At 69.5% G+C, this 24,967-nt stretch carries 24 protein-coding genes; 13 read left to right on the forward strand and 11 right to left on the reverse strand.

Features of this window, described 5'->3' with window-relative positions; all coding sequences use genetic code 11:
* The first annotated feature begins 45 nt into the window (after nt 1-45).
* Together ppgK and GV790_RS17320 are read left to right on the forward strand one after the other, a co-directional pair.
* Nucleotides 46-804 (forward strand): polyphosphate--glucose phosphotransferase, encoded by a 759-nt coding sequence (ppgK, locus tag GV790_RS17315; protein WP_163814374.1) that lies wholly within the window; start codon nt 46-48, stop codon nt 802-804.
* Between the two features lie 170 nt (nt 805-974).
* Entirely contained in the window at nt 975-2,336 is a 1,362-nt protein-coding gene (locus GV790_RS17320) for an RNA polymerase sigma factor (RefSeq protein WP_104359231.1), read from the forward strand.
* Nucleotides 2,337-2,405: 69 nt separating this feature from the next.
* Here GV790_RS17320 and GV790_RS17325 read toward each other — a convergent pair whose 3' ends face one another.
* The 3 genes from GV790_RS17325 to GV790_RS17335 all read right to left on the reverse strand — a co-directional run bounded on the left by GV790_RS17325 (nt 2,406) and on the right by GV790_RS17335 (nt 5,157).
* Nucleotides 2,406-3,182: an MHYT domain-containing protein gene (locus tag GV790_RS17325; protein WP_163814375.1), complete on the reverse strand. Its 777-nt coding sequence runs from the start codon at nt 3,180-3,182 to the stop codon at nt 2,406-2,408.
* Between the two features lie 324 nt (nt 3,183-3,506).
* On the reverse strand, nt 3,507-4,670 hold the full coding sequence (locus GV790_RS17330; RefSeq protein WP_163814376.1) for a cation:proton antiporter: 1,164 nt from the start codon (nt 4,668-4,670) through the stop codon (nt 3,507-3,509).
* 4 nt (nt 4,671-4,674) lie between these two features.
* Entirely contained in the window at nt 4,675-5,157 is a 483-nt protein-coding gene (locus GV790_RS17335) for a cation:proton antiporter regulatory subunit (protein WP_104359228.1), read from the reverse strand.
* A 180-nt stretch (nt 5,158-5,337) separates the two neighbouring features.
* On the opposite strand from GV790_RS17335, the gene GV790_RS17340 reads away from it, so the two are divergent.
* Complete coding sequence (locus GV790_RS17340; RefSeq protein ID WP_280213627.1) at nt 5,338-6,549, forward strand: sensor histidine kinase; 1,212 nt, start codon at nt 5,338-5,340, stop codon at nt 6,547-6,549.
* The gene (locus tag GV790_RS17345; protein ID WP_163814377.1) at nt 6,546-7,193 is read left to right on the forward strand and encodes a response regulator; all 648 of its coding nucleotides are present in this window, start codon (nt 6,546-6,548) and stop codon (nt 7,191-7,193) included. The genes GV790_RS17340 and GV790_RS17345 overlap by 4 nt, the downstream gene beginning before the upstream one ends.
* Nucleotides 7,194-7,205: 12 nt before the next feature.
* On the opposite strand, the gene GV790_RS17350 is transcribed toward GV790_RS17345, so the two are convergent.
* Entirely contained in the window at nt 7,206-7,565 is a 360-nt protein-coding gene (locus GV790_RS17350) for a DUF952 domain-containing protein (RefSeq protein WP_163814378.1), read from the reverse strand.
* 275 nt (nt 7,566-7,840) lie between these two features.
* On the opposite strand from GV790_RS17350, the gene GV790_RS31185 reads away from it, so the two are divergent.
* A complete protein-coding gene (locus tag GV790_RS31185; RefSeq protein ID WP_036538000.1) occupies nt 7,841-8,035 on the forward strand; it encodes a DUF7455 domain-containing protein in 195 nt (64 codons plus the stop codon).
* A gap of 250 nt (nt 8,036-8,285) precedes the next feature.
* Here GV790_RS31185 and GV790_RS17360 read toward each other — a convergent pair whose 3' ends face one another.
* Nucleotides 8,286-9,041, reverse strand: a complete 756-nt coding sequence (locus GV790_RS17360; protein WP_163814379.1) for a TetR/AcrR family transcriptional regulator — start codon at nt 9,039-9,041, stop codon at nt 8,286-8,288.
* A 130-nt stretch (nt 9,042-9,171) separates the two neighbouring features.
* On the opposite strand from GV790_RS17360, the gene GV790_RS17365 reads away from it, so the two are divergent.
* Together GV790_RS17365 and GV790_RS17370 are read left to right on the forward strand one after the other, a co-directional pair.
* The gene (locus GV790_RS17365; protein WP_163814380.1) at nt 9,172-10,935 is read left to right on the forward strand and encodes a DEAD/DEAH box helicase; all 1,764 of its coding nucleotides are present in this window, start codon (nt 9,172-9,174) and stop codon (nt 10,933-10,935) included.
* Nucleotides 10,935-11,495: a hypothetical protein gene (locus tag GV790_RS17370; RefSeq protein WP_163814381.1), complete on the forward strand. Its 561-nt coding sequence runs from the start codon at nt 10,935-10,937 to the stop codon at nt 11,493-11,495. The genes GV790_RS17365 and GV790_RS17370 overlap by 1 nt, the downstream gene beginning before the upstream one ends.
* 50 nt (nt 11,496-11,545) lie before the next feature.
* On the opposite strand, the gene GV790_RS17375 is transcribed toward GV790_RS17370, so the two are convergent.
* Nucleotides 11,546-12,115 carry a class I SAM-dependent methyltransferase gene (locus GV790_RS17375; RefSeq protein WP_175585926.1) on the reverse strand — a complete coding sequence of 190 codons (570 nt, stop codon included), beginning with the start codon at nt 12,113-12,115 and terminating at the stop codon, nt 11,546-11,548.
* Between the two features lie 227 nt (nt 12,116-12,342).
* On the opposite strand from GV790_RS17375, the gene GV790_RS31770 reads away from it, so the two are divergent.
* Nucleotides 12,343-12,693, forward strand: a complete 351-nt coding sequence (locus GV790_RS31770) for a helix-turn-helix domain-containing protein (RefSeq protein WP_280213805.1) — start codon at nt 12,343-12,345, stop codon at nt 12,691-12,693.
* Here GV790_RS31770 and GV790_RS17385 read toward each other — a convergent pair whose 3' ends face one another.
* Nucleotides 12,694-13,434, reverse strand: coding sequence for an SDR family NAD(P)-dependent oxidoreductase (locus GV790_RS17385; protein ID WP_163814382.1), 741 nt, complete (start codon nt 13,432-13,434; stop codon nt 12,694-12,696).
* 103 nt (nt 13,435-13,537) lie between these two features.
* Here GV790_RS17385 and GV790_RS17390 point away from each other — a divergent pair, with 103 nt between their 5' ends.
* Complete coding sequence (locus tag GV790_RS17390) at nt 13,538-14,152, forward strand: TetR/AcrR family transcriptional regulator (RefSeq protein ID WP_163814383.1); 615 nt, start codon at nt 13,538-13,540, stop codon at nt 14,150-14,152.
* A 64-nt stretch (nt 14,153-14,216) separates the two neighbouring features.
* Here the strand turns inward: GV790_RS17390 and GV790_RS17395 are convergent, their stop codons facing one another.
* Nucleotides 14,217-15,941 carry a DEAD/DEAH box helicase gene (locus GV790_RS17395; protein ID WP_175585927.1) on the reverse strand — a complete coding sequence of 575 codons (1,725 nt, stop codon included), beginning with the start codon at nt 15,939-15,941 and terminating at the stop codon, nt 14,217-14,219.
* 167 nt (nt 15,942-16,108) lie between these two features.
* On the opposite strand from GV790_RS17395, the gene GV790_RS17400 reads away from it, so the two are divergent.
* Complete coding sequence (locus tag GV790_RS17400; RefSeq protein ID WP_163814385.1) at nt 16,109-17,239, forward strand: YihY/virulence factor BrkB family protein; 1,131 nt, start codon at nt 16,109-16,111, stop codon at nt 17,237-17,239.
* A 30-nt stretch (nt 17,240-17,269) separates the two neighbouring features.
* Here GV790_RS17400 and GV790_RS17405 read toward each other — a convergent pair whose 3' ends face one another.
* Nucleotides 17,270-17,506, reverse strand: a complete 237-nt coding sequence (locus GV790_RS17405) for a DUF3039 domain-containing protein (RefSeq protein WP_036538019.1) — start codon at nt 17,504-17,506, stop codon at nt 17,270-17,272.
* 146 nt (nt 17,507-17,652) lie between these two features.
* Between GV790_RS17405 and GV790_RS17410 the strand changes: the two genes are divergently transcribed.
* From GV790_RS17410 to GV790_RS17420, 3 genes are all read left to right on the forward strand, one after another.
* Nucleotides 17,653-18,003, forward strand: coding sequence for a DUF3099 domain-containing protein (locus tag GV790_RS17410; RefSeq protein WP_138455166.1), 351 nt, complete (start codon nt 17,653-17,655; stop codon nt 18,001-18,003).
* Between the two features lie 65 nt (nt 18,004-18,068).
* The gene (locus GV790_RS17415) at nt 18,069-19,589 is read left to right on the forward strand and encodes a DUF7782 domain-containing protein (RefSeq protein ID WP_163814386.1); all 1,521 of its coding nucleotides are present in this window, start codon (nt 18,069-18,071) and stop codon (nt 19,587-19,589) included.
* 183 nt (nt 19,590-19,772) lie between these two features.
* Complete coding sequence (locus GV790_RS17420) at nt 19,773-20,741, forward strand: sigma-70 family RNA polymerase sigma factor (protein WP_163814387.1); 969 nt, start codon at nt 19,773-19,775, stop codon at nt 20,739-20,741.
* A gap of 442 nt (nt 20,742-21,183) precedes the next feature.
* On the opposite strand, the gene GV790_RS17425 is transcribed toward GV790_RS17420, so the two are convergent.
* Both GV790_RS17425 and GV790_RS31195 read right to left on the reverse strand, forming a co-directional pair.
* Nucleotides 21,184-23,859 (reverse strand): bifunctional acetate--CoA ligase family protein/GNAT family N-acetyltransferase, encoded by a 2,676-nt coding sequence (locus tag GV790_RS17425; RefSeq protein WP_163814388.1) that lies wholly within the window; start codon nt 23,857-23,859, stop codon nt 21,184-21,186.
* Nucleotides 23,852-24,967: acetoin utilization protein AcuC (locus GV790_RS31195; protein WP_163814389.1), on the reverse strand; the 1,116-nt coding region annotated here is incomplete at its 5' end. The genes GV790_RS17425 and GV790_RS31195, both read right to left, overlap by 8 nt.

Raw genomic sequence — 24,967 nt, forward strand, 5'->3', positions numbered from 1 at the left:
CGGCGCGTATTCCGTACTGGCCGGCACAGGGAACGAGGAACTGTCATGTCTGCTCGGGGGCACGCATTCGGAATCGATATCGGCGGCAGCGGCGTGAAGGGCGCCGCGGTGGATCTGGCCACCGGTGAACTCGTGCACCAGCGCATCAAGATCGCCACCCCGCAGCCGGCGACCCCGCACGCCGTGGCCGAGACGGTCGCCGATCTGGTCGCCCAGGCCGGCTGGGACGGACCGGTGGGCATCACCCTGCCCTGCGTGGTGCTCGACGGTGTGGCCCGCTCGGCCGCCAATGTGGACCCGGCTTGGATCGGTACCGACGCCAGGACGCTGTTCAGCGCCGCGCTCGGCGGCCGCGCGGTGACCGTGCTCAACGACGCCGACGCCGCCGGCATGGCCGAGGACCGCTACGGCGCGGCAAAGGATTTCGAGGGTCTCGTGCTGTTGCTGACCTTCGGCACCGGCATCGGCTCGGCGGTGCTCTACAACGGCACCCTGGTACCCAACAGCGAGCTCGGTCACGTCGAGATCGGCGGGATGGAGGCCGAGCACCGCGCGGCCGCATCGATCAAGGACCGTGACGGCCTGTCGTACCAGCAGTGGGCGGTCCAGGTGAGTACCGTGCTGATCGGCCTGGAGAACCTGTTCTGGCCGAAAGTGTTCGTCGCCGGTGGCGGCATCAGCCGCGATGCCGCACAGTGGATCCCCTTGCTGACCAACCGGACTCCGGTGATCCCGGCGAACCTGAAGAACACCGCTGGCATCGTCGGCGCGGCCATGGCCATCGATGCGGGAATCGCACCTTAGCGGTTGCGGGCATCGCAGGCGAGACCTCGCGGGTCCGATCGTTACAATGGAACTGCCCGGCGGTGAGCCGGTGAAACCCGACCGGCGCTGGCCGGTGCAACCCGACAGACCGCTCCGCCGGATATCCACTCTGGCGTGACGCCGCACGAGACCGTCACGAAAGGGCGTACGTGGTAGCCACGAATACCCGTCAGACCGCCGAATCGGCCGACGCCGACTCCGCCGATGTAACCGAAGCACGGCCGGTTCGCAAGGCTGCCGCCAAGAAGGCTCCGGCGAAGAAGGCCGCCGCCAAGAAGGCTCCCGCCAAGAAGGCCGCCGCGAAAAAGGCGCCCGCCAAGAAGGCCGCCGCCAAGAAAGCCGCACCCAAGGGCAAGGACGCCGAGGAACACCTCGACGACGAGTCGCTGGATGTGGAGGATCTCGGCGATCTCGAGGTCTCCGAGGACGACCTGACCGACGAGGGTGAAGACCTGGTCGAAGAGGTCGCCGAAGAAGCCGAGGAAGCCGCCGAGGAGCCCACCGCCGCGGACAAGGCCTCCGGCGACTTCGTCTGGGACGAGGAGGAATCCGAGGCGCTGCGCCAGGCTCGTAAGGATGCCGAGCTCACCGCCTCCGCCGACTCGGTGCGTGCCTACCTCAAGCAGATCGGCAAGGTCGCGCTGCTCAACGCCGAGGAGGAGGTCGAGCTCGCCAAGCGCATCGAGGCCGGGCTCTACGCGGCGGAGAAGATGCGCGAGTTCGCCGAGCAGGGCGAGAAGCTGCCAGTGGCGGTGCGCCGCGACTTCAACTGGATCATCCGCGACGGCAACCGAGCCAAGAACCACCTGCTCGAGGCGAACCTGCGTCTGGTGGTCTCGCTGGCCAAGCGCTACACCGGCCGCGGCATGGCGTTCCTGGACCTGATCCAGGAGGGCAACCTGGGTCTGATCCGCGCGGTGGAGAAGTTCGACTACACCAAGGGCTACAAGTTCTCCACGTACGCCACCTGGTGGATCCGGCAGGCCATCACCCGCGCCATGGCCGACCAGGCCCGCACCATCCGCATCCCGGTGCACATGGTCGAGGTCATCAACAAGCTCGGCCGCATCCAGCGCGAGCTGCTCCAGGATCTGGGCCGTGAGCCCACCCCGGAGGAGCTGGCCAAGGAAATGGACATCACGCCGGAGAAGGTGCTGGAAATCCAGCAGTACGCGCGTGAGCCCATCTCGCTGGACCAGACCATCGGCGATGAGGGCGACAGCCAGCTCGGCGATTTCATCGAAGACTCCGAGGCCGTCGTCGCGGTCGACGCGGTGAGCTTCACCCTGCTGCAGGATCAGCTGCAGTCGGTGCTGGAGACGCTGTCGGAGCGCGAGGCCGGCGTGGTCCGGCTGCGTTTCGGCCTGACCGACGGTCAGCCGCGCACGCTGGACGAGATCGGTCAGGTGTACGGCGTCACCCGTGAGCGCATCCGCCAGATCGAGTCCAAGACCATGAGCAAGCTGCGCCACCCCAGCCGCTCCCAGGTCCTGCGCGACTATCTGGACTAGGCAATCCCGGCTACGGCCCGCGTGCTGCCCCTTCTCGGGGCCGCGCGCGGGCCGTAGTCGTCGGTGGGGTCAGTCCCGGGTCGGCCAGTACTGGGCGGGTCGACGGGATCGGGTGGTGCGGGCCTCCGCTTCGCCGGCTTCGGTCATGGCCAGGTGCAGCAGCAACACGACCGTCACCATGCTGACCCCGACGGTCAGCGGGGTGAGCAGCTGCGCCGCGCCCGCACCGGAGGGTTGATGGGCGTGCGCGACATGCTGCACCCGCATCGCGAACATGCCCGTGTAGTGCATGCCGGAGACCGCCACACCCATGACGGCCGCCGCGCCGACGGTCGCGAGTGTGCCGCGCACATGCAGGGTGAACCACAGTGCGGCGGTCGCGGCGATGACGGCGATCACGATGGAGATCGCGACGATCCATCCGTTGTAGTCCATCGCGGCATCGGATTTCATCGCGTACATGCCGCAGTAGTGCATGGTGCCGACACCCGCGCCGGTGATGGCGCCACCGGCGAGCAGCGCTACCGGGCCCCAGCTACGACGCTGCGCCACGCCGAGCCCGATCCACACCACCACCATGGCGATGAGCGCGCTGATCAGGGTGAGTGGCACGTTGTAACGAATCGAGGCGCCGTCGATGGTGAAGCCGAGCATCGCGATGAAGTGCATGACCCAGATGCCGGTGCCGCCGATGGCGACCGCGGCCGCGACCATCCAGCCGTCGCGCAGCGAGGTCGAGCGCGCCCTGGCCATGCAGCGCAGTCCTAGCAATGACCCGGTGAACGACATGAGATAGGCGACAACGGGTGTGAGCCACCCATAGCTGAAGTGATCGATTGTGGGCACACGAGCTCCCTAGCTGGCCTGAGCCCGGGCCATGCGTGCGCATGAACCCGCGCCATAGATGAACAAGGATCCGCAGGTAGGGAATTTACAGTAATAATTTCCTTTTAAACAGGAATCTGGTTCGACCGACGAACGGGAGGCCGGAGCGCAGCACGCCCGAACGTTGCCACGACGCTCAGGTGATCCTGCACCCGAGCCCCGCGACGGTCCACCGGGTTGTCCCACGCAGGCCACCGGCAACCCGCCGGCGCGGCCCCGCAGGCCGCGTCCGCGACTGTCCCGGTCACCATCGGCGTGGCTCGCGGCGGCCCAGTAGTGGCGCGATCACCGCGCGATCGAGACCCGTTCGAGTACCGGCTCCACCACTCGCGCGGCAATGGGCCCGGCCACCGCCATGATCAAGACGTAGGCCGAGGCCAGCGCGGCGAGTTTGCCGTCGATGGCGCCGGTGGTGACCGCTAGCCCCGCGATGACGATGGAGAACTCGCCACGCGCCACCAGCGCCACCCCGGCCCTGGCCCGGCCCATCCGCCGAATGCCCTGCCTGCGCGCACCCCACCAGCCGGTGGCGATCTTGGTGACGGTGGTGATCACCGCCAGCGCCACCGCCCAGCCCAGCACCGGCGGAATAGCGGTCGGATCGGTATTGAGTCCGAAGGCCACGAAGAAGATCGCGGCGAACAGGTCGCGCAGTGGTTCCAGCAGCCGCACCGCCTCCCGCGCGGTCGACCCCGAGATCGCGATGCCGAGCAGGAACGCCCCGACCGCGGTCGAGACGTTCAGCGCCGACGCCACGCCGGCCACCAGCAAGGCCGCACCGAGCAGCTTCAGCAGGAACACCTCGCGGTCGGTGCTGTCCACCACCGCCGAGACATAGCGTCCGTAGCGCAAGGTCACCACCAGCACCACCGTGATCGCGATCAGCGCGACGGCCAGGGATTTCAGCCCGCTGGCAAAGCTCAGACCGGCCAGCACCGTGGTGAGCACCGGCAGGTACACCGCCATCGTGAGGTCTTCGAACACCAGGATCGACAGGACCACCGGCGTCTCGCGGTTACCGAGCCGCCCCAGGTCGTTGAGGACTTTCGCGGCGATGCCAGAGGAGGAGATGTAGGTGACGCCGCCGAGGGTCAGCGCGCCCACCGGCCCCCAGCCCAGCAGCAGCGCCACCACCGCACCGGGAGTCGCGTTCGCGACGATGTCGAGCAGGCCGACCGGCCAGGAACGGCGCATTCCGGTCATCAGCTCGGCGGCGGTGTATTCCAGGCCCAGCAGCAACAGCAGCAGGACGACACCGATCTCCCCGGCGATATGCCCGAACTCGTTGGCGGCGCCGAGATGGATAAAGCCCCCTTGACCGAAGGCGAGGCCGCCGAGCAGATACAGCGGGATCGGCGAGAGCCCGAATCGGCCAGCCACCCGGGCGAACACTCCGAGTGCGAACAACACCGCGCCCAGCTCGATGAGGGCGAGCGCGGTCGTGGACACCGGATCAGCCGTGCGTGAGAATCTTCGCCGCGGCGTCAAGGCCGTCGGGCGTCCCGACGACGACGAGCAGGTCACCAGCGGTGAAGGTGAAATCCGGCCCCGGTGAGGGGTGCAACTGCCCGGCCCGCATCACCGCGACGATGGACACCTTGGTGCGGGTGCGCATCTGCGTTTCCCCGAGGGTGCGGCCGCTGTAGGGCGATTCATCGGAGATCGGCAGCTGCCGCGTGGTGATGCCCGGCATGTCGCGATGGTCGTCGTTGAGCCGGGAGACCAGCTGCGGCGCGCCGAGCAGATTGGCCAGCACGGCGGCCTCGTCGGTGGTCAACGCGACCTGCGCGGCACAGGCGTCCGGATCCTCGAGCTTGGACACGATCAGATCGATATCGCCGTCGCGGTGGGCGACGACGCCGATCCGGCGCCCGGACTTCACCTCGAAGTCTTTTCGCACCCCGATCCCGGGTAACGCAGTGACATCGACATTCACAAGTCCAGGCTAACCGTCGCCGAACGATCCGCCGAGCGTGCCACGATGCACTACCACGACCGCGCTCACCTGCGTCCTCGAGCATCGCTGTGACCGGGCCGGACCCGTCGATTCTCGGCGTGCGGCGACTCATCACTTCGGCGGACCCGCACCGCCACGCAGCTGTGCTGAGATGGGTGGGTGAAGTGGTGGGCGGCGTTGTCGGCGACGGCGCAGGAGGCGCTGATCGTCGCGTTCGTGTTCACCGTCGGCGCGGCGCTCTACGGCTTCGGCCTGTACGCCATGACCGAACACAGCTCGCAGCCGCCGCTGACGCTGCGGATGGCGCTGCTCGCCTTGCTGTGCGCGACGAGCATGTGGCGCAGGCGCAAGCCGATGTGGGCGCTGGCGGCCGGGCTGATCCCGCTGCTGATCGATTTCGCGCTCGGACCGACGATTCCCATCTGGCTGGTCTACTCCGATCTCGTCTACGCGGGCGTGCTGTACGGGACCCGGCGCCAGTCCCGCGTCGTGGTCGGCGCGGCCATCATCGCCACGGCCGCGGGCTCGGTGACCGCGCTGGTCGTGACGGGCGAGTGGCGCGCCATCGTGATCACTCTGCTGGCCTCGTCGGCCTTCCTCGGTACGTCGATCTGGTGGGCGCTGACCGTGCGGGCGCACAAGGAGACCGCGCAGGCCGAACGGGCGAAGGCGCGGGCGCTGGAACTGGTGGCCGAACTCGACCGGCGGGCCGCGATCGCCGACGAACGCAAAACCATGGCCCGCGATCTGCACGACGTGATCGCGGGGCACCTCTCGGCCATCGCCATCCAATCCGAGGCCGCCCTCGGGCTGCTGGCGCGGCGCGACGACGGCGACCCCGCGCTGGCCGGCGTGGTCGAATCCATCCGAGCCAATAGCGTCAGCGCTCTGCACGAGATGCGCACCATGATCGGCCTGCTGCGCCGCGACGACGGCGCCGAGGATCTGGCCGCCCCGCGCGGGCTGGCGCAGCTGTCGCTGCTGGTGGACGCCGCCCGCGCCGCGGGGAGCACGGTCCGGGTGCACGGAGGTGTAGACCGGGCTCCCCTGCCGAGCGCGGTCGATCAGGCCGCCTACCGCATCATTCAGGAAGCTTTGACCAACGCCATGAAACACGCTCCCGGCCAGGAGGTCGACATACACATCGGCACCGACGCGACGACGCTCACCGTCGAGATCCGCAATCCGCTTCCCCGCACGAACGGCCGAGCCGATCAGCCCGGCCTGCCCCATCGTGGCCTGACGAACATGCGCGAGCGCGCCGCGGCCCTCGGCGGCGAGTTCACCGCAGGCGCGGCACCGCACGAGTGGCTGGTGCACGCCGAGCTGCCACTGTCGGCCGAACCGGTCACCCGAGGTGAGCGCCGATGACGATCCGGGTGCTGATCGCCGACGACCACAGCGCCATCCGCGCGGGACTGCGCATGATCCTCGACGCGGCCGAGGACATCGAGGTGGTGGGTGAGGCCGCTGACGGCGACGTGGCGGTCGCGCAGGCTCGCGCGCTGCGACCGGATGTGGTGCTCATGGACGTGCGCATGCCCGGGGTCGACGGCATCGCGGCCACCGCGCGGATCACCGCCGACGGTATCGCGAAGGTACTCATCCTGACCACCTTCGACCTGGACGAATACGTCTTCCGCACGCTGCGCGCCGGCGCCTCCGGATTCGTGCTCAAATCGGTCTCCGGGCAGGAACTGGTGGCCTCGGTGCGCGCGGTCGCCGCCGGAGACGGTGTGCTGGCGCCGGAGGTGACGCGGAAGGTGATCGACGCCTTCGCCGCCGCACCCAGCGCCCCCGTCCACCGCGAGCCCGACGGACTGGCGGATCTGACCGAGCGCGAACTCGAGGTGCTCGCATGCCTCGGCGACGGGCTGTCCAACGCGCAGATCGCCGGCCGGCTGTTCATCGGCGAGACCACGGTGAAAACGCACGTCTCGCGGGTGCTCACGAAGCTGGGTGTTCGCTCACGTGTGCAGGCGGCGATCCTGGCGCGTGAGCTGCGCGGCGGTTAGTGGCGGCGGCTGTCAGTGGTCGAGCTCGGCGAAGGTCCCGTCCGCGCCTGGCCGGTAATCCTCGACCGCTATGACCGCGGCGGCGGGCAACGGGCCGTACAGGTGCGGGAACAGCATGCCGGGATCGTCGGACGGCACGCCCGGCTCCCAGCGCACGGGCGAGCCGAGCCGGGCCGGATCCAGCCGCAGCAGCACCAGGTCGCGCCGTCCGGCGAAGAGGCGGTTGGCGGGCAGGTGCACCTGCTGCGGCGTGGACAGATGCACGAAGCCCTCGGCGTCGAGCGAAGGCGGCCGACGCGCACCACTGGTCCGGGCGGCCAGCCATTCCGTCCCGGTGCACAGGTGAACCAGAGTGTGAGTGTCATAGGTCACGGGTAATCTCCCGGTAGACAACTGGATCGGCCTGTTCGAGTCGGTGATTCGAGTGGCTTTCCCACCCCTGGCAGGTGTCGTTCGCGCACAGCGAAAAGCACTGGTCGTGTTAGGGAAAACACATCGATTCGCTTGCGGGAACAAAGCCCCCGTCCCGAACGTCTGACAGAGTAGTCATACCACTGCTGGGAAGTAGCGGTAGCGAGCCCGCGGAGTGACCACGGGCCCCACACCAGGTGAACGGTCTGTGTGCCGGGAGCCAGGACGGAGGAGTCATGCCAGGAACCCTGACAAGCACCCCACTGACCGCGGTCGATCGTTGCGACCGCTGCGGGGCGGCTGCCCGAGTGCGTGCCGTTCTGCCCGCAGGTGGAGAGTTGCTCTTCTGCCAGCACCACGCGAATGAACACATGGACAGGCTGCGTGAGCTCGACGCCGTGATCGACACGGAATCGGCTCCCGCCCTCTGACCGCTCCTCGCGTCCGACACAACAGCATCGAACAACCGGATACCGCGTACACCACAGCGGGCGACCCGAGGGTCGCCCGCTGTGCTGCGTCCTGGGGGCACTCGCCAGCGATCCGGCCGCAGCCGGCCCCGCGGCCCACCGCCGCTCGAGCACCGGCGAAAGCCGGACCGCAGCCGCAGTGCTCCAGTGAGCCGTCAGCCGTCAGCCATCAGCCATCAGCCATCAGCCATCAGCCATCAGCCATCAGCCATCAGCCATCAGCAAGGATCCCATCCAGCAACGCCGCCAGCCCGAACTCGAAGGCGCCGTCGGGATCGGCAGGCGCCTGGTACAGCTCCCCCACCGCCGCACCCACCCGCCCGGCGCGCGGGAACTCGTGCGCGGGCATGACCTGCGTCAGCAGCGGTCCGTGCACCTCCCACCACCGCGCATCGCTCATCTCGGCGGCCTCCCGCGCCGCGGCGACGGCCATGCGGGCATTGCCGGTGGCGAATTCGGTCAGCACCGCGACCACCCGATCCATCTCTACGTCGGTCAGCCCGAGCCCGGCCACCGCGGCGAGCTGCCGTTCGTACCGGCGCATCCGCCCCGGCCCGAGCACCATCCGCCACGGTGAGACCTCCAGCAGCCACGGATGCGCGATCACCTCGGCGCGCACCTGCCGCGCCACCGCGGCCAAGCGCGTGCGGGGTGGTGCATCGGTGAGCAGCGGTTCGTCATCGACGGCGACCGCGTCGACCATCAACACGGTCAACGCCCGCATGCTCGGCACATACGTGTAGAGGCTCATCGGGCGCAGCCCCAGCTCGGCGGCCACCGCGCGCACCGACAGTTTCGCCAGCCCATCCCGGTCGGCCAGTGCGATGGCCGTACGCACCACCTCGTCGACGCTGACGGCCTGTTTGGGACCGCGACCGCCAGGGCGGAGCGGCAGCTCGTGACGCCACAGCAGGGCCAGCAGCTGCCCCGCCTGATCGGCAGGCGCCGGTGACGGACGGTCGGCCATCGAACTCCTTGTGCCAACGGCGGAACAATTCCGCTACGGTGTGCGTTACCAGATTACTCCGTACACCATACGACGATTTGAGGGGTCCGCTCTGCCCAGCACACAGGCCACCTATCTGCCCGACCGGAACATGTTCGCGATGTGGACGTGGACCGGTCACGGTCCGGGACGTCCGCCGCGCGAGCTCGGCGTACCGGCGGTGCTAGCCCTCGCCGTCCCGACCGGTACCGCGGCGCAGGCCGCGGTGGGCAGCGCGACGGTCGACATCACCGACGTCGACTGCACGTTGCTCGAACCCGAGGAGTTCGCCGCGGCCGACGTCCCCGAGCCGGACGCCTCGGTGCGGGCCTGGCGCCACGCCCTCGCCGATGATCTGCCCGCCGCGGAGATATCGCTGCCGCCCGCCGCGCACGCGGTACCGAACGCCACCGGCACCGCCATGCTCTCCGCCCATTACGCACGCGGCGCGTTCGCCACCACCAGGGCGGTCGCGGCCGAACTCCGTGACACGCTGAAGGCCGATCTGCGCCCCTATCAGGCCCGTGGGGTGAGCTGGCTGCGCGCGGCGGTCGCCGAGCACGGCGGCGCGGTGCTCGCCGACGACATGGGTCTCGGCAAGACCGTGCAGACGATCGGTTTCCTGCTCGGCCGCGCGACCGAAGGTCCGCAGCTGGTGGTATGCCCGACCTCGCTGGTGGGCAACTGGGTGCACGAGATCCAGCGGTTCGCGCCGGGCCTGCGACCGCTCCCCTGGCGCGGCGGAGAATGCGACGCCGAACCGGGCACGATCATCGTCACCGGGTACCCGATCTTGCGCCTGCACGGCGCCGGCCTGCGCGAGACCCGCTGGGCCACCGCCGTGTTCGACGAGGCACAGGCCTTGAAGAATCCGCGCACCCAGGTGTCCAAGGCCGCCCGGTCCATCGACGCCGCCGCGACCGTGGCGTTGACCGGAACCCCGGTGGAGAACCACCTCGAGGAACTGTGGGCATTGCTGAATCTGGTCGCGCCGCGGCTTTTCGGGCATCGCACCCAGTTCCGGCGACGCTTCGCCCGGCCCATCCAAGAAGGTTCGGCGACCGCGGCGGCGCGATTGCGTGAGGCGATCGAGCCGGTGGTGCTGGCCCGCCGCAAGGATCAGGTCGCCGCGTCCCTACCGGCCAAGATCCACTCCGATCTGCTCTGCGATCTCACCGCCGAACAGGAACGGCTCTACGATCAGCTGCTCGACCGCGCCATCGATGACGGCTTCGGCCACGGCGCCCAACGCCAGAGCCGGGTCCTGGCCGCGCTGACCGGCCTCAAACAGGTGTGCAATCACCCGGGCCTGATCACCGGTGAGCTCGACGAGCTGGTCGGCCGATCCGGCAAGCTCGACCTGTGCACCGATATCGTGGCCAACAACCTCGATCTCGGTGCGCCGACGCTGGTGTTCACCCAGTACCGCAAGACCGGTGAGCTGCTCGTACAGCATTTCGCCGACCAATTCGGGGTGCGCGCGCCGTTCTTCCACGGCGGGCTGAATCAGGCCGAGCGCGCCCAGATCGTCAGCGATTTCCAGGCCGCCGACGGGCCGCCAGTGCTCATCCTGAGCCTGCGCGCGGCCGGCACCGGACTCACCCTCACCCGCGCCGCCGACGTCATCCATTTCGATCGCTGGTGGAACCCGGCGGTGGAGGCTCAGGCCTCGGACCGGGCGCACCGGATCGGGCAGACCCGCACCGTCACCGTCACCACGCTCACCTCGGGCACTACCGTCGAGGAACACATCGCCACCATGCAACAACGCAAGTCGGCCCTCACCGATCTCGGTGACGCGGCAGGCATCGCCGAACTGGCCCGCCTGGACGACGACCAGCTGATCGAGATCCTGCGCCGCAAACGGGAGAACTGATGGGCGACAACGAATTCGGTTACACCCGCTGGGGCATGGACTGGGTGCGCCTCGCCGAACCACTGCGCCAGACCCGCCCCGATCCACTGCTGCCGCGAGCGCGCAGCATCGCCCGCAACCACGGCGTACAGGCCACCGTCACCGGCCGGATCGTCAGCGCGCACATCCACCGGGGCGGGCAGGCCTCGGTGGCACACCTCGAGGTGGCCCCGATGCCGCGGCCGGCTATCGATGCGATCGCCACGATCATCGGCCCCGACCCGGTGACGCTCACCGACGAAATGCACCGCGGCCTCATCGACGCCGACACCACGCCGGCCCCCACCCTGGTAGCCGTCGACTGTTCCTGCTCCGCCCGCACCGACCGGTGCGTGCACGTGCTGGCCGTGCTCTACGACATGGCCCGCCGCGTCGACGAAACACCGCGGCTGGCCCTGGAAATCCAGGGCTACTTCACCGCAGCCGCCGCACCGCCCGGCGCGGAGGCCACCGTGGAACCGGCACGCTGGATCCCGCTCAACACCCTCGACCCGGTCGGATGGTTCGCGGTACCGGGCTGAACCCCGCGACGGCCGGCCGCCACCGCGGATCCGGACAGGCGTCACCGGTGTCAGACGGGCTTGCGTGCGCGGAACCGGAAACTGCTCGCCGCGGTATCGATCTCGACGTCGGTGAACCCGATGCGAGCGAGGCGGCGCGCCGCCGTTTCCGGTGGCACCGGAACGCAGGTGTCGCCGAGGTGGATCAGCCGGAACGCGCGGCTGTCGAGGCCATCACTGCCGGCGAACACCCCGCCCGGCCGCAGAACCCGCAACGCCTCGGCGAATACGGCGTCCTGCTGATCGGCCGTCGGTACGTGATGCAGCATGGTGAAACAGACGACGGCGTCGAAACCGTTGTCCGGTAACGGCATAGCGGCGCCGTCTGCGGTGATCACCGTCATCGCGGCGCCGTGCCGTCCGCGCAGCCGATCGGCGAGCTCCGGATCGATCTCGACACCGGTCAGCGCGCGCGTGCGGGCGAGCAGAGCGTTCACATTCGCGCCGTAGCCGGGCCCGATCTCGAGGGTGTCGCCACCGAGTTCGAGGCCGGACAACGCCCACGGCACGATCTTGGTCGCGCTGGTCCGCTCCCACAGCGCGGACCGGCACAGCATGCGATGCACGAGGTTCATAGCCATGCCCTCACGGTAGGAACCACTGCCCGCGGCCACGACCGGCTACGGTGACAATCTGTGTCGCAAGACGGACAACCGTTGATGATGCCTGCCGCGACCGGCGCGACGGCCATGGTGGTCGGGGCGGGGACGTTGCCACGCGGGCACTGGTTTCCGCCGCACCAGCACCCGCAGCACCAGATCGCCTGGGCCGCACACGGTGTGGTGACCGTGCAGACCCCGCGCGGCACGTGGGTGTTGCCGACGACGCGGTCGGCGCGACACCACCACGGGATCCGCGTGCCGCCGAGGTCGCCACCGCGCTGCTGGGCGACCCCGCCGATGCCCGCACCCTCGACGAATTCGCTGCTGACGTCGCCACCAGCGCCCGCACCCTGGCCCGCGCGTTCAACGCCGAGACCGGAATGACCTTCGGCCAGTGGCGCACTCAGATCCGGCTGGCCGCCTCGTTACCGCTGCTGGCCGACGGCCTGCCGGTCTCCCGGATCGCCGGACGGGTCGGCTACCGCACCACCAGCGCCTATGTGGCCGCCTTCCGCCGCGTCGTCGGGGTGCCACCGGGGCGGTATTTCGCCGAGTGATCAGGCGTTGGTGCCGCCGTCGACGGTGAGGAACGAACCGGAGATGGCGCGACCGGCCGGGCCGGCCAGGAAGGCGACGGTGGCGGCGATGTCCTCGGCGGCACCGAATCGGCCGAGTGCGCTGTGGGCGAGCTGGTCGGGTGCGTGCGCACCGTCGGCGGGGTTCATATCGGTGTCGGTGGAGCCCGGCTGCACCAGGTTGACGGTGATGCCGCGCGGACCCAGTTCGCGGGCAAGGGCTTTGGTGTAGCCATTGAGGGCGGATTTGCTCAGGTTGTACAGGCTCAGCCCGCCGAACAGCGCACGCTCGGAGAGGTTGGAGCCGATGCTGATGATGCGGCCGCCTTCGCCCATATGCTCGAGCGCCGCCTGACCGGCGACGAACGCGGCGCGCGCGTGCACGTTCAACGCGCGGTCGATCTCCTCGATCGTGAATTCCTGGTACGGCTTGCTGGGGAAGATGCCCGCGTTGTTGACCAGGATGTCGAGCCCGCCCAGCTCGGCCGCGGTGCGATGTACCGCGGCCACCACCGCGGCGGCGTCGGCGCTGTCGGCCTGCACCGCGATGGCCCGGCGGCCGAGTGCCTCGATGTCGGCGACCACGCCCTTGGCCTGCTCTTCGGCGTGCTGGTAGGTCAGGGCGACATCGGCGCCACCCGCGGCCAGTTCCCGCGCGATGGCCGCGCCGATCCCGCGGCTGCCTCCGGTCACCAGTGCCACGGTCCCGTGCAGATCCGGCATGAGCTTCCTCCATTTATGTGTCGATCAGTACATAAATAGCTAAGCCCACGGACCGATCGTCGTCAAGAGGTATATTTAATGATCGACACAGAAAGGGTCCGGCATGGCCGAACGAGGACGTCCACGCGCTTTCGATCGCGACGTCGCGTTGCGCCGCGCCATGGAGGTGTTCTGGGAGCACGGCTACGAGGGCGCGTCCATGACCGACCTCACCTCGGCCATGGGCATCAACTCCCCCAGCCTGTACGCCGCCTTCGGCGGTAAGGAGGCACTGTTCCGGGAGGCGATCGAGCTCTACGGCCGCACCGAGGGCGGACTCACCGCCCGCGCCCTGCGCGAGGAACCCACCGCGCGCGCCGCGATCGAGGCGATGCTGCGCGACAACGCCGTGGCCTACACCGCCCCCGACAAGCCGCACGGCTGCATGGTGGTGCTCGCGGGCTCCACCTACACCACCCGCACCGAGTCGGTGCGCGAATTCCTGATCGACATGCGCAAGCAGACCAGCGCCGACATCGAAGCCCGGCTCGACCGCGGTGTCACCGAGGGTGATCTGCCCGCTGGCACCGATACCGCCGGGCTGGCCACCTTCTACACCACTGTGCTCTACGGCCTGTCGGTGCAGGCCCGCGACGGCGCGAGCCACGACGAACTCACGCGCTCGATCGACCGGGCCATGGCGGCCTGGCCCGCCGCCGAACCCGCCGCCACGAGCTGATCAGCGACACCGGCCGCCGAATCCCCTGCGGCGCAAGGCGGTCACTTCGCTGCGCGCAAGGCCCTCACATGCGCCGGAGTGCGGCGATGCGTTCACCCAGCTGCTCGGCGCTGGCCAGCGCCGTCGGCGGACCACCGCACTGACGGCGCAGCTCACCGTGGATCACCCCGTGCGGTTTACCGGTCCGGTGGTGATGCATGGCCACCAGGCTGTTGAGTTCGCGCCGCAATTCGCCGAGCCGGTCGGCGGTGGCGACCCGCTCGGCCGCCCCACCCGCCTGCGGCGCCGGTTCGGCCGTCGCCACCGGTGCCCGGTCGGCGATCTGCCGAGCCTGACGTTCCCGCAGCAGCGCGCGCATCTGCTCGGCGTCGAGCAGGCCCGGGATACCGAGATAGTCGGCTTCCTCGGCGCTACCGGCGAAGGTGGCGGTGCCGAAGGACGATCCGTCGTAGATCACCTGATCCAGTTCGGCGTCGGCGGCCAGCGCGACGAAGGGCTTCTCGTCCTCGCCCGGCTCATCCTTCTGCTTGTTGGCGTCGATGAGCAGCTCGTCGTCGAGACCGTCCTTCTCCCGATGCGGCTTGCCGATGACGTGATCGCGCTGCAGCTCCAGCTGCGCGGCCAGGTCCAGCAGCACCGGAACCGACGGCAGGAAGACGCTCGCGGTCTCCCCTGGCCTGCGGGCACGCACGAAACGCCCGATCGCCTGCGCGAAGTACAGCGGTGTGGAGGCGCTGGTGGCGTACACGCCGACCGCGAGCCGCGGCACGTCGACACCTTCGGACACCATGCGCACCGCGACCATCCACGGCTGGGTGCCCGCACTGAACTCACCGATGCGCGCCGAGGAGGTCGGATCGTCGGACAGCACCAGCACCGGCGGTGTGCCGGTGAGATGTTCGAGCAGTTCGGCGTAGGCGCGAGCCCGCTCCTGATCGGTCGCGATCACCAGGCCGCCGGCGTCGGGCATGCCGGAGGCGCGCAGCTGCCCGAGCCGCATGTCGGCTGCCCGCAGCACCGCCGACATCCAGTCACCGGCCGGGTCGAGGGCGGTGCGCCAGGCCCGCGCGGTCTGCTCGGCATTGAGCGGCTCACCGAGGCGGGCGGAGTACTCCTCACCCGCGCTGTCGCGCCAATGCGCTTCGCCGGAGTAGGCGAGGAAGACCACCGGGCGCACGACGCCGTCGGCGAGGGCCTCGGCGTAGCCGTAGGAATGGTCGGCGCGCGAACGGGGGAATCCGCCCTCGTCGGGTTCGTAGGTGACGAACGGGATCTGGCTGTCGTCGCTGCGGAACGGCGTACCGGTCAGCGCCAGCCTGCGGGTCGCGTCGCCGAAGGCTTCGGCGACGGCGTCACCCCAGCTCTTGGCGTCGCCGGCATGGTGGATCTCGTCCAGGATCACGAGCGTGCGCCGATTCTCGGTGCGCACCCGATGCCTGGACGGATGCGAGGCGACCTGCGCATAGGTGACCACCACGCCGTGATAGTCACCGGAGGTGCCGCCGGTGCTGTTGGAGAACCGCGAGTCCAGCGCGATCCCGGCCCGCGCCGCCGACTGCGCCCACTGATGCTTGAGGTGCTCGGTGGGGGCGACGACGGTGATCTGGTCGACGGTACGGTCGGCCAGCAACTCCGCGGCGACCCGCAGGGCGAAAGTGGTCTTACCCGCGCCCGGCGTGGCGACCGCGAGGAAGTCACGTGGTTTTGTCGCAAGGTATTTGGTGAGCGCACGCCGCTGCCAGGCGCGTAGCGCTCCTCCCGCCGCAGTGGCGCCACCCGAACCTGTCACGGAAGCCAACACTAACGGTCGGAGGCCGCGAGTCGCCAAACCGACGCGACGGGCGCGACCGGCATCACAACGCTCACCCGGGTAACCAGCGGTTCACCTGTTGCCCGCCGACACGATGCCCGCCCCGTCCGGCCGATGTGGCACGGGTGCGCGATGCTTGTCACACCATGAGCAACCCGTCAGGCACTCGCGCGAGCGCGGCCGCCCTCGCGCGCCGTGCGGGTGCCGGCGTGGCGCGTGCGGGGCGGCAGACCTGGAAATTGGTGGCCAGGGTCGCGGTCAAGGCCTGGCAGGATTCGATCTTCGCCAAATCGGCGGCGGCGGCGTTCTGGCAGACGATGTCGCTGGCACCGTTGTTGCTCGGCGTTCTCGGCAGCCTCGGCTATGTGGGCGGATGGTTCGGCCCCGACACCGTCGAGATCGTCGAGTCCAAGATCCTCACCTTCAGCCGCGACCTGTTCAACCCGACGGTGGTGCACGACCTCATCGAACCCACGGTTCGCGATGTGCTCGGCCAGGGTCGCGCGGCGTTCGTCTCGGTGGGTTTCGTGCTCTCGCTGTGGGCAGGGTCCTCGGCCATGGCCACCTTCGTCGACGCGATCGTGGAGGCCCACGACCAACAGGATGCCAGGCACCCGGTCTGGCAACGGATCTTCGCGCTGCTGCTGTATGTGCAGTTCCTGGTGGCGGCGGTGTTCATCCTGCCGCTGATCGCGCTGGGCCCGGTGCTGATCGGACGGGCCCTGCCCGACGGCTGGCGCGAGCCGGGGCTGCGGTTGATCGACGCGTTCTACTACCCGGGCGTCGGCCTGCTGTTGATCGTGGGCCTGACCACGCTGTACAAGCTGGCCCTGCACACCTCGCTGCCCTGGCACCGGCTCTTCGGCGGGGCGCTGGTGGCCGGCGTGTTCTTCATGGCGGCCAGCGAGGGACTGCGCCGGTATCTGGGGTGGGTCACCCGCACGGGCGTCAGCTACGGCGCGCTGGCCACGCCGATCGCGTTCCTGCTGTTCACGTTCTTCCTCGCCTTCGCCGTCATCGTCGGCGCGGAGTTCAACGCGACCGTGCAGGAGTTCTGGCCCGCGCGGGCCACCCGGGTGGAACAGGTGAAGGCCTGGCTGGCCGAGCAGGTCCGCGGCGAACCTGCCGAACCGGCGCCGGGAACCGTCGGCGCATCGGCCGGGATCGAACCGGCGTGGGCGCAGCAGCCGCCCGATCCGGAACTACCCGACGGCCGGGCACGCGAGCAGCCTCCGCTGGACAGCGCGCAGCCCTCACGCACCGGGCCCGAACGCTGACCGGACCGCAGGTGCGGGGTGCGATGGCGGTCAGTCGCCCTTACGCAGCTGCTCGTAGACCTTCTTGCATTCCGGGCACACCGGCGAGCCGGGCTTCGGCGAACGGGTCACCGGGAACACCTCACCGCACAGCGCGACGACATGGGTGCCCATGACCGCGCTTTCGGCGATCTTGTCCTTCTTCACGTAGTGGAAGAACTTGGGGGTGTCATCGCCGGTCGACTCGTCGGTAGTCGTATCGGGGCGAACCAGAGTGTCGGTACTCACGCCTTCCATGATGCCGCATCCCGTCGCAGGCGTCGTGACCACCGGGTGTGCGCCCCGCTGCGGACAGTGGAAGACTCGGGGGTATGCAGCAGCACGGCGATTCTTCCGACGAGAGCGTCGGCCGTGACGACCCGACCGGCGCGCCGATGCCGCCCCGGCCCCGCCGTTCTGCCGGCTACTTCCCCGGAGACGACAAACATCCGGTCCTGATCACCGAGGCCGCCCCGTCGCTCGAGGATCAGCACCGCGCCAGAGTCCGCCGGTATCTGACGATCATGTCCTTCCGCATTCCGGCGCTGATCCTGGCGGCGATCGCCTACAGCGCCTTCAGCAATGCGCTGATCTCGATCCTGATCATCGTCGCCTCGATTCCACTGCCGTGGATCGCGGTCCTGATCGCCAACGACCGCCCGCCGCGGGACAAGAACGAGCCGAGCCGCTGGGATCGGCCACGTCCGGCGCTGGAATCGCGACCGCACAACGCCATCGACGGCTGAGCCGGGCACCCGGCCGCGCGGGTAGTGGCGGCCGCCACCACCAGGCGCGGTGGCAGAGTACCGATGTGCCTACGAATCGTTCGACCACCACGGGATCGCTGCTGACCGCCCTGTGCCCGGCCCTGCGCACCGCGCTGATCCGGGTCGGCTACGACGCCGACACCTTGCTGGAGGCCCTCGGCCACGACGCACACGCCGCCCTCGGCCGCTCCGAACCGGTGCCGGTACGCCGCGCCGCGCGGACGGCCGGTGAGCTCGGCACGCTGATCCGCCTGCTGCTGCTCGGTGACGCGCTGCCCGAGGCCGAGGTCGCCGCCGCGCTGGCGCCGGTCGAGCTCGATCAGGCGGTGGCGGCGGGCCTGCTGGAACGCGACGGCGATCAGGTGCGTGCGGCCCTGGACCTGCGTCCGCTCGACACAGGTGCAGGCACCCGCTGGATTCTGTCCGACCTGGACGATTCGATGCGCAGGCGCACGCTCACCGCCGACCACGTCCTCGGTGTCGGCCATGCGTCGCTGTCGCTGCTGCGGGCCACGCCGACCGAGCCGGTGGGCTCGGTGCTGGATCTGGGCACCGGCTGTGGTGTGCAGGCCGTGCATGCCGCGTCCTATGCGGGCCGCGTCACCGCCACCGACGTCAACCGGCGGGCGCTGTGGCTGGCCGAGGCCACCGCCGCGCTCAACGAGCTGGACGTGGAGCTGCTGGCGGGTTCCTGGTTCGAGCCGGTGGCCGGGCGCCGATTCGACCAGGTGGTGGCCAATCCCCCGTTCGTGGTCGGCCCGGCCCGCGTCGAACACACCTACCGTGATTCCGGCCTCGCCCTCGACGGCGCCAGCGAGCTGGTGATCTCTCAGGCACCGCAGCTGCTCGCGCCGGGCGGCACCGCGGCGATGCTGGCGGCCTGGGTGCATATCGACGGCGAGGATTGGCGCCAGCGCGTCTCCTCCTGGCTGCCCGCGCACGGTGTCGACGCGTGGGTGGTGCAGCGCGATGTCGCCGATCCCGCCCTCTACGTGGGCACCTGGCTGCGCGACGCGGGTCTGGACCCGCGCGATCAGCACGCCCAGCAGCGCGCCGAACAGTGGCTGGAAGCCTTCACCGCCGCCGAGGTCGAGGGCATCGGATTCGGATTCGTCTACCTGCGTGCCATCGACGGCCCCACCGAGTTGCTCGCCGAGGACCTCACCCACGGGTTCGATGACCCGCTGGGCGCGGAAGCGACCCGCTACTTCGAACGTTCGGCCTGGTTGCGCGCCGTCGCCGCCGACAACGACCTCGCCTGGTCGGCCCGCTTCCGGGTCGACCCCGCGACCGCACTGGAGCGGGTCTATCTGCCCGGGCCACAGGGCTGGGAGCAGCGGGTGGCACGGCTGCATCGCGGTGACGGCCCGCGCTGGCAGCACGAAGTGGACGAGACCACGATCTCCCTGGTCGCGGGAATGCGACCGGACGGTCTGCCGTTGCATGAATTGATCGAGCTGCTCGCCATCGCTCACGGATCCGACACCGTCACGCCCGAGTTCGCGGCGGAGGCCCTCGCAGTGGTGGCCGGACTGGTACGCCACGGGCTGATCCTTCCCGGGTAGCGGGAGGCCCGGATCGGCCGACGCAGGGCATGGCCGTTCCCGTCGCGAGGTGTTCTCAGGAACTTCTCAGCAGAACGTGGCGAAAACCGCAGTTCAGAAGCGGTTTACCCGCGCCCGGTCAGGGAACTTTCCCTATGTCGGGTCCGTTGATCGGAGTGAGACACCACCGACAGGAGGCAAGTCATGACAAGCCCCGCCACCACTCGAGTGCGCGCCAGCGATTCGGACCTCGACGCCCAGAGCCCCGCCGCCGACCTGGTACGCGTGTACCTGAACGGGATCGGCCGTACGGCGCTGCTCACGGCGGCCGACGAGGTCGAGCTGGCCAAGCGCATCGAGGCGGGCCTCTATGCCCAGCACCTGCTGGAGACCGGCAAGCGATTGTCGGCTTCCCGCAAGCGCGATCTGGCCATCATCGTCCGCGAAGGCCAGGCCGCCCGCTCACATCTGCTGGAAGCCAACCTACGTCTGGTCGTGTCCCTCGCCAAGCGCTACACCGGGCGCGGGATGCCCCTGCTGGACCTCATCCAGGAAGGCAACCTCGGGCTGATCCGCGCGATGGAGAAGTTCGATTACGCCAAGGGCTTCAAGTTCTCCACCTACGCCACCTGGTGGATTCGCCAGGCCATCACCCGTGGCATGGCCGACCAGAGCCGCACCATCCGGCTTCCCGTCCACCTGGTCGAGCAGGTCAACAAGCTCGCCAGGATCAAGCGTGAACTGCACCAGCAGCTCGGCCGCGAGGCCACCGACGACGAGCTGGCCAACGAATCGGGCATCCCGGTGGAGAAGATCGCCGATCTGCTCGACCACAGCCGCGATCCGGTGAGCCTGGACATGCCGGTCGGCAACGACGAGGAAGCACCGCTGGGCGATTTCATCGAGGATTCCGAGGCCACCTCCGCCGAAAGCGCCGTCATCGCCGGTCTGCTGCACCACGACGTCCGCAGCGTCCTGGCCACGCTGGACGAGCGCGAACAGCAGGTGATCCGGTTGCGTTTCGGCCTCGACGACGGCCAGCCGCGCACCCTCGATCAGATCGGCAAGCTGTTCGGACTCTCGCGTGAGCGGGTCCGCCAGATAGAGCGCGAAGTGATGTCCAAGCTGCGCAAGGGCGAACGCGCCGACAGGCTGCGCGCCTACGCCAGCTGATCCGTCTCGTGCCGGTGTTCCCGGCACGAGCCATACTCGGTGACCCACGGTCACCTTCCCGACGCCGACCGGTGTCCGCACGTACCCGCCCCCTCCGGAGCGTGCGAGCCGGTCGGCGTAAGCGTCTGTGCGGGCGGCTATCCCAGCGCTGAGAACTCGCGCACGATGGCACTTTCATCCTCAACTCGCACCGATCGGTATTCAACGGCCGCGTCCGGTCAGGGGTCCGACGACTCCCAGCCGACGAGCCACGACACACGGTTCAGCGGTCCACACCCGCGGCGGCGGTGACAGATCGGCACGTCACCGCGCAGGCCCAGCCCTAGTGGTAGGCGACCCGGCGGGGGGGTGCAGGACGCGCCGTGGAGCCTCGTCGAACCGCCGGCCTGCCGCCGACGCCCGACCCGGGCGCCGGCAGTCCCGCACACGACGGGCATCGCGTTCAACCGAGCCTGCGCGGGCCGGTATCGAAGCGGCTGGGCTGGGGACCGATTCGGGCTCGCGCGTACAGGATTTCGGCCGACGTCGGCGAAGCCAGCACCGGATCGAAATACAGCTCCCGCATCTCGGGCAGATCGTCGAACAGCGCCGAAATGCGTTGCGCCAATTCGACCAGCGCCGCCTTGTCCACCCGCGGGCTGGCCGGCGTTCCCGACAGCAGCGGGGCCGCGCGTGGCGCGTCGATCAGCGCCGCGGCCTCATCCGGTGACAACGGCAGCGCGCGATAGGCGCGGTCCCCCAGCATTTCGATGATCAACCCCGACAAGCCGAACTCGATCACCGAGCCGAACGACGGGTCGTCCTGCACCCGAAGCACGCACCCCACTCCCTTGGTCGCCATCCGCTGAATGTGCAGTGCCGGATCTCCGCTGAGTGCAACGAGATCCGTATACGCCTGACGCACCGCCTCCGGCCGCCACAGATCCAACCGCACCCCGCTCAGATCGGGCCGTCGCCGCCAGGCGTCGCTGGTGGCCTTGGCGGCTACGGGATAGCCGAGTTCCTCCGCGGCCGCCACCGCGGCATCGGCATCGCGCACCTCACGGAACTCCACCACCGACATCCCGTAGCACTCCAGCAACGCCACTGTCTCCAGGTCGGTCAGGCGGCGTCCGCCGGACTCGGCCATCCACCCCGCGACCAGCTCGGTGGCGCGCACACTGTCGATACCGTCGGGCCGCACCACCGCCGACTGCGGGCGATCACGCCATTCCGCGTATCGGCGCACCCGCGCCAACGCCCGTGCGGCCCGCTCGGGGTCCGGATACGACGGGATCGAGCCGCGCACCGCCGAGGCACCCGCGCCCCGCACCGCCAGCAGATTCGGAATACCCTGCTCGGCGATGAACGTGGTCAGGATCGGTTTACCCGCCTCCGGCACGGCCTCCGACGCGGACCGGATCGCCGCGGCGAACTCACCGGTCGGCAACGGGACCGGCGGGGCGAAGACCACGATCACCGAATCCACGTCCGCGCTACGCAATTGGGCGAGCACCGCGTCGAAATATTCGCCAGGGGTGGCCTGCGGACCCAGATCCACCGGCTCACCGGCCACCAGACCCTCACCACGGGCGGCATCCACGGCCAGCCAGCCGAGCGCCGCGCTGTTGCCGATCACGGCCAACCGGGAACCCTCGGGGAGTGGCTGATAGCCGAGCAGCGCGGCGCAGTCGAACAACTCCGAAATAGAGTCGACCTGCACGATTCCGGCCTGCGCGAACAGGTCCCGCACGATCGAACGGTCCATGTCACCGGCAGGCTGGGCACGTGCCGCCAGCCGGCCGCTGCTGACCGCGACGATCGGTTTGGTCCGTGCCACCCGGCGCGCGATCCGGGAGAACTTGCGTGGGTTACCGAAACTCTCCAGATACAGCAACACCACGTCGGTATCGGGGTCGGTGTCCCAGTACTGCAACAGGTCGTTGCCGGACACGTCGGCACGGTTGCCCGCGGAGACGAACGTGGACAGCCCGAGATTGCGTGCCGCGGCCTCACCGAGAATCGCCGCCCCCAAGGGGCCGGACTGACAGAAGAATCCGATCCGTCCCCGTCCCGGCAACACCGGCGCCAACGTGGCGTTGAGCGCGATCGCGGGATCGGTGTTGGCGATGCCGAGCGCGCTCGGCCCCACCACCCGCATACCGTGGCCGCGAGCGGCCGCGACCAGCGCACGCTCCGCCTCCAGCCCCGCCTCGCCGGTCTCACCGAAGCCGGCGGTGAGCACCACCAAACCCTTGACGCCCTTGGCCATACAGTCGTCGAGCACCGATCCGATGGATTCCGCGGGCACCGCCACCACCGCAAGATCCACTTCATCGGGGATTTCGCGCACCGTCGCGTAGGCGTGCACGCCCCGCACCGAACGACGGGCCGGATTCACCGGGAACACCGGACCCTGGAACGCTCCCGAGAGCAGGTTGGTCAGCACCGCGCCACCGACGCGCCCGGCGCTCGGCGTTGCGCCGATGACGGCGATGGAGCGCGGTGTCAGCAGGTTGCCCACACTGCGGGCCTCCGAAGCGCGTTCGCGCGCATCACGTACCGACAACAGCGCCTCGGTCGGGTCGATCGCGAACTCCAGGTGCAGCACCGAACCGTCCCTGCTGCGCTCCACCTGATAGCCGGCCTCCCGGAACACCGTCACCATCACCGTGTTCTCGGCCAGCACCTCCGCGACGAATGTCTCGATCTCGTTCTCGGCGGCCGCGCCGGCCAGATGCTCGAGCAGAATCGAACCGAGACCGCGCCCCTGATGCCCATCGGCCACCACGAACGCGACCTCCGCGGCGCGCGGGCCGGTGCGGTCGAGCAGTTCGTAGCGCCCGACCGCGATGATCGACTCACCCAGCTCGGCCACCAGCCCGACCCGATTGTGATGATCGACATGGGTGGAGCGGTACAGGTCTTTCGGCGAGATCCGCGGGTAGGGCCCGAAATAGCGCAGGTACCTGGTGCGATCCGATAGCGCGGCATGGAATTGCTGCAGCCGTTCGGCGTCGTCGGGTGTGATCGGGCGCAGCCGCACCACACCGCCGTCGGAGGCCAGCACATCGGCGAACCAGTGCTGCGGCGGTGGTGGCGGCACCGCGGGGGTGTCCGGGGTGTCGATCTCAGTCACGGGGGTCCTCCGGGTCGAGGCCGAGCGGGCCGAAGCACGCACGGCGGGTGGCCAGCACGGCGGTATCGATGGCGCGTTGGGCTCGGTCCGTCCGGGCATCACCGGTTTCGGCGGTCCCGCCGGGGCCGTCCCAGCGCTGGAACGACACATCGGCGCCGTCGCTCATCGTGCGCGGTGGATCGACCCGTGGTGCGGCAGCCTGCACCAGATCGATCCAGTCCTGCGGAATGTCGGTCTCGGGTGCGAGGTCGCGATCCAGCGCGGCGGCCAGCAGATGGGTCCAGGCCCGCGGCACCACCCGGACCAATCCGTATCCGCCCCCACCCACCGCCAGCCAGCGACCCTCGGCGTAGCGGTCGGCCAGCTCGCGCATGGCCAGGAACGCCGCACGCTGACCGTCCACGCTCAGTTCCAGGTCGGCGAGTGGATCTTCGCGGTGGCTGTCCACCCCGCACTGGCTGACCACGATCTGCGGCCGGAACGCCGCCACCGCCCCTGGCACCACCGCATGAAATCCACGCAACCACTGCGGGTCCCGGGTACCCGGCAGTACCGGCAGGTTGATCGATGTGCCCGTACCCGCCCCGCTACCGTTCTCCTCCGGCCAGCCGGTGTTGGGCCACAAGGTCGCCGGATGCTGGTGGATCGAGACCGTGAGCACTCGCGGGTCGGCGTAGAACGCGCGCTGGACGCCGTCGCCGTGGTGAACGTCGACATCGAGATAGGCGATGCGATCGAAACCGTGGTCGAGCAGCCACGAGATGGCCACCGCCGCATCGTTGTAGACGCAGAACCCGGCCGCCGAGGCGGGCATCGCGTGGTGCATGCCACCACCGATGCTCACCGCGCGGCGGGTACGGCCTTCGGCGATCGCGCGGGCCGCGGCCAGCGTGCCGCCGACGATCACCGAGGCCGCCCGGTGCATGCCGGGGAACACCGGATTGTCGGCGGAGCCCAGGCCGAACGGCGGCGCGAGCGGAGGTTCGCCGTGCGGCATGGGCGGCGCGACGGCGTGCTCGACGGCGTCGATGTACTCGGCGGTGTGGATGCGCAGCAGTTCGGGGGTGCCCGCGGCCGCGGGCTCGAGCAATTCGACGCCGTCGAGCAC

The organism is Nocardia cyriacigeorgica, from assembly GCF_010858045.1.
In the GTDB taxonomy this organism is placed as follows: domain Bacteria; phylum Actinomycetota; class Actinomycetes; order Mycobacteriales; family Mycobacteriaceae; genus Nocardia; species Nocardia cyriacigeorgica_E.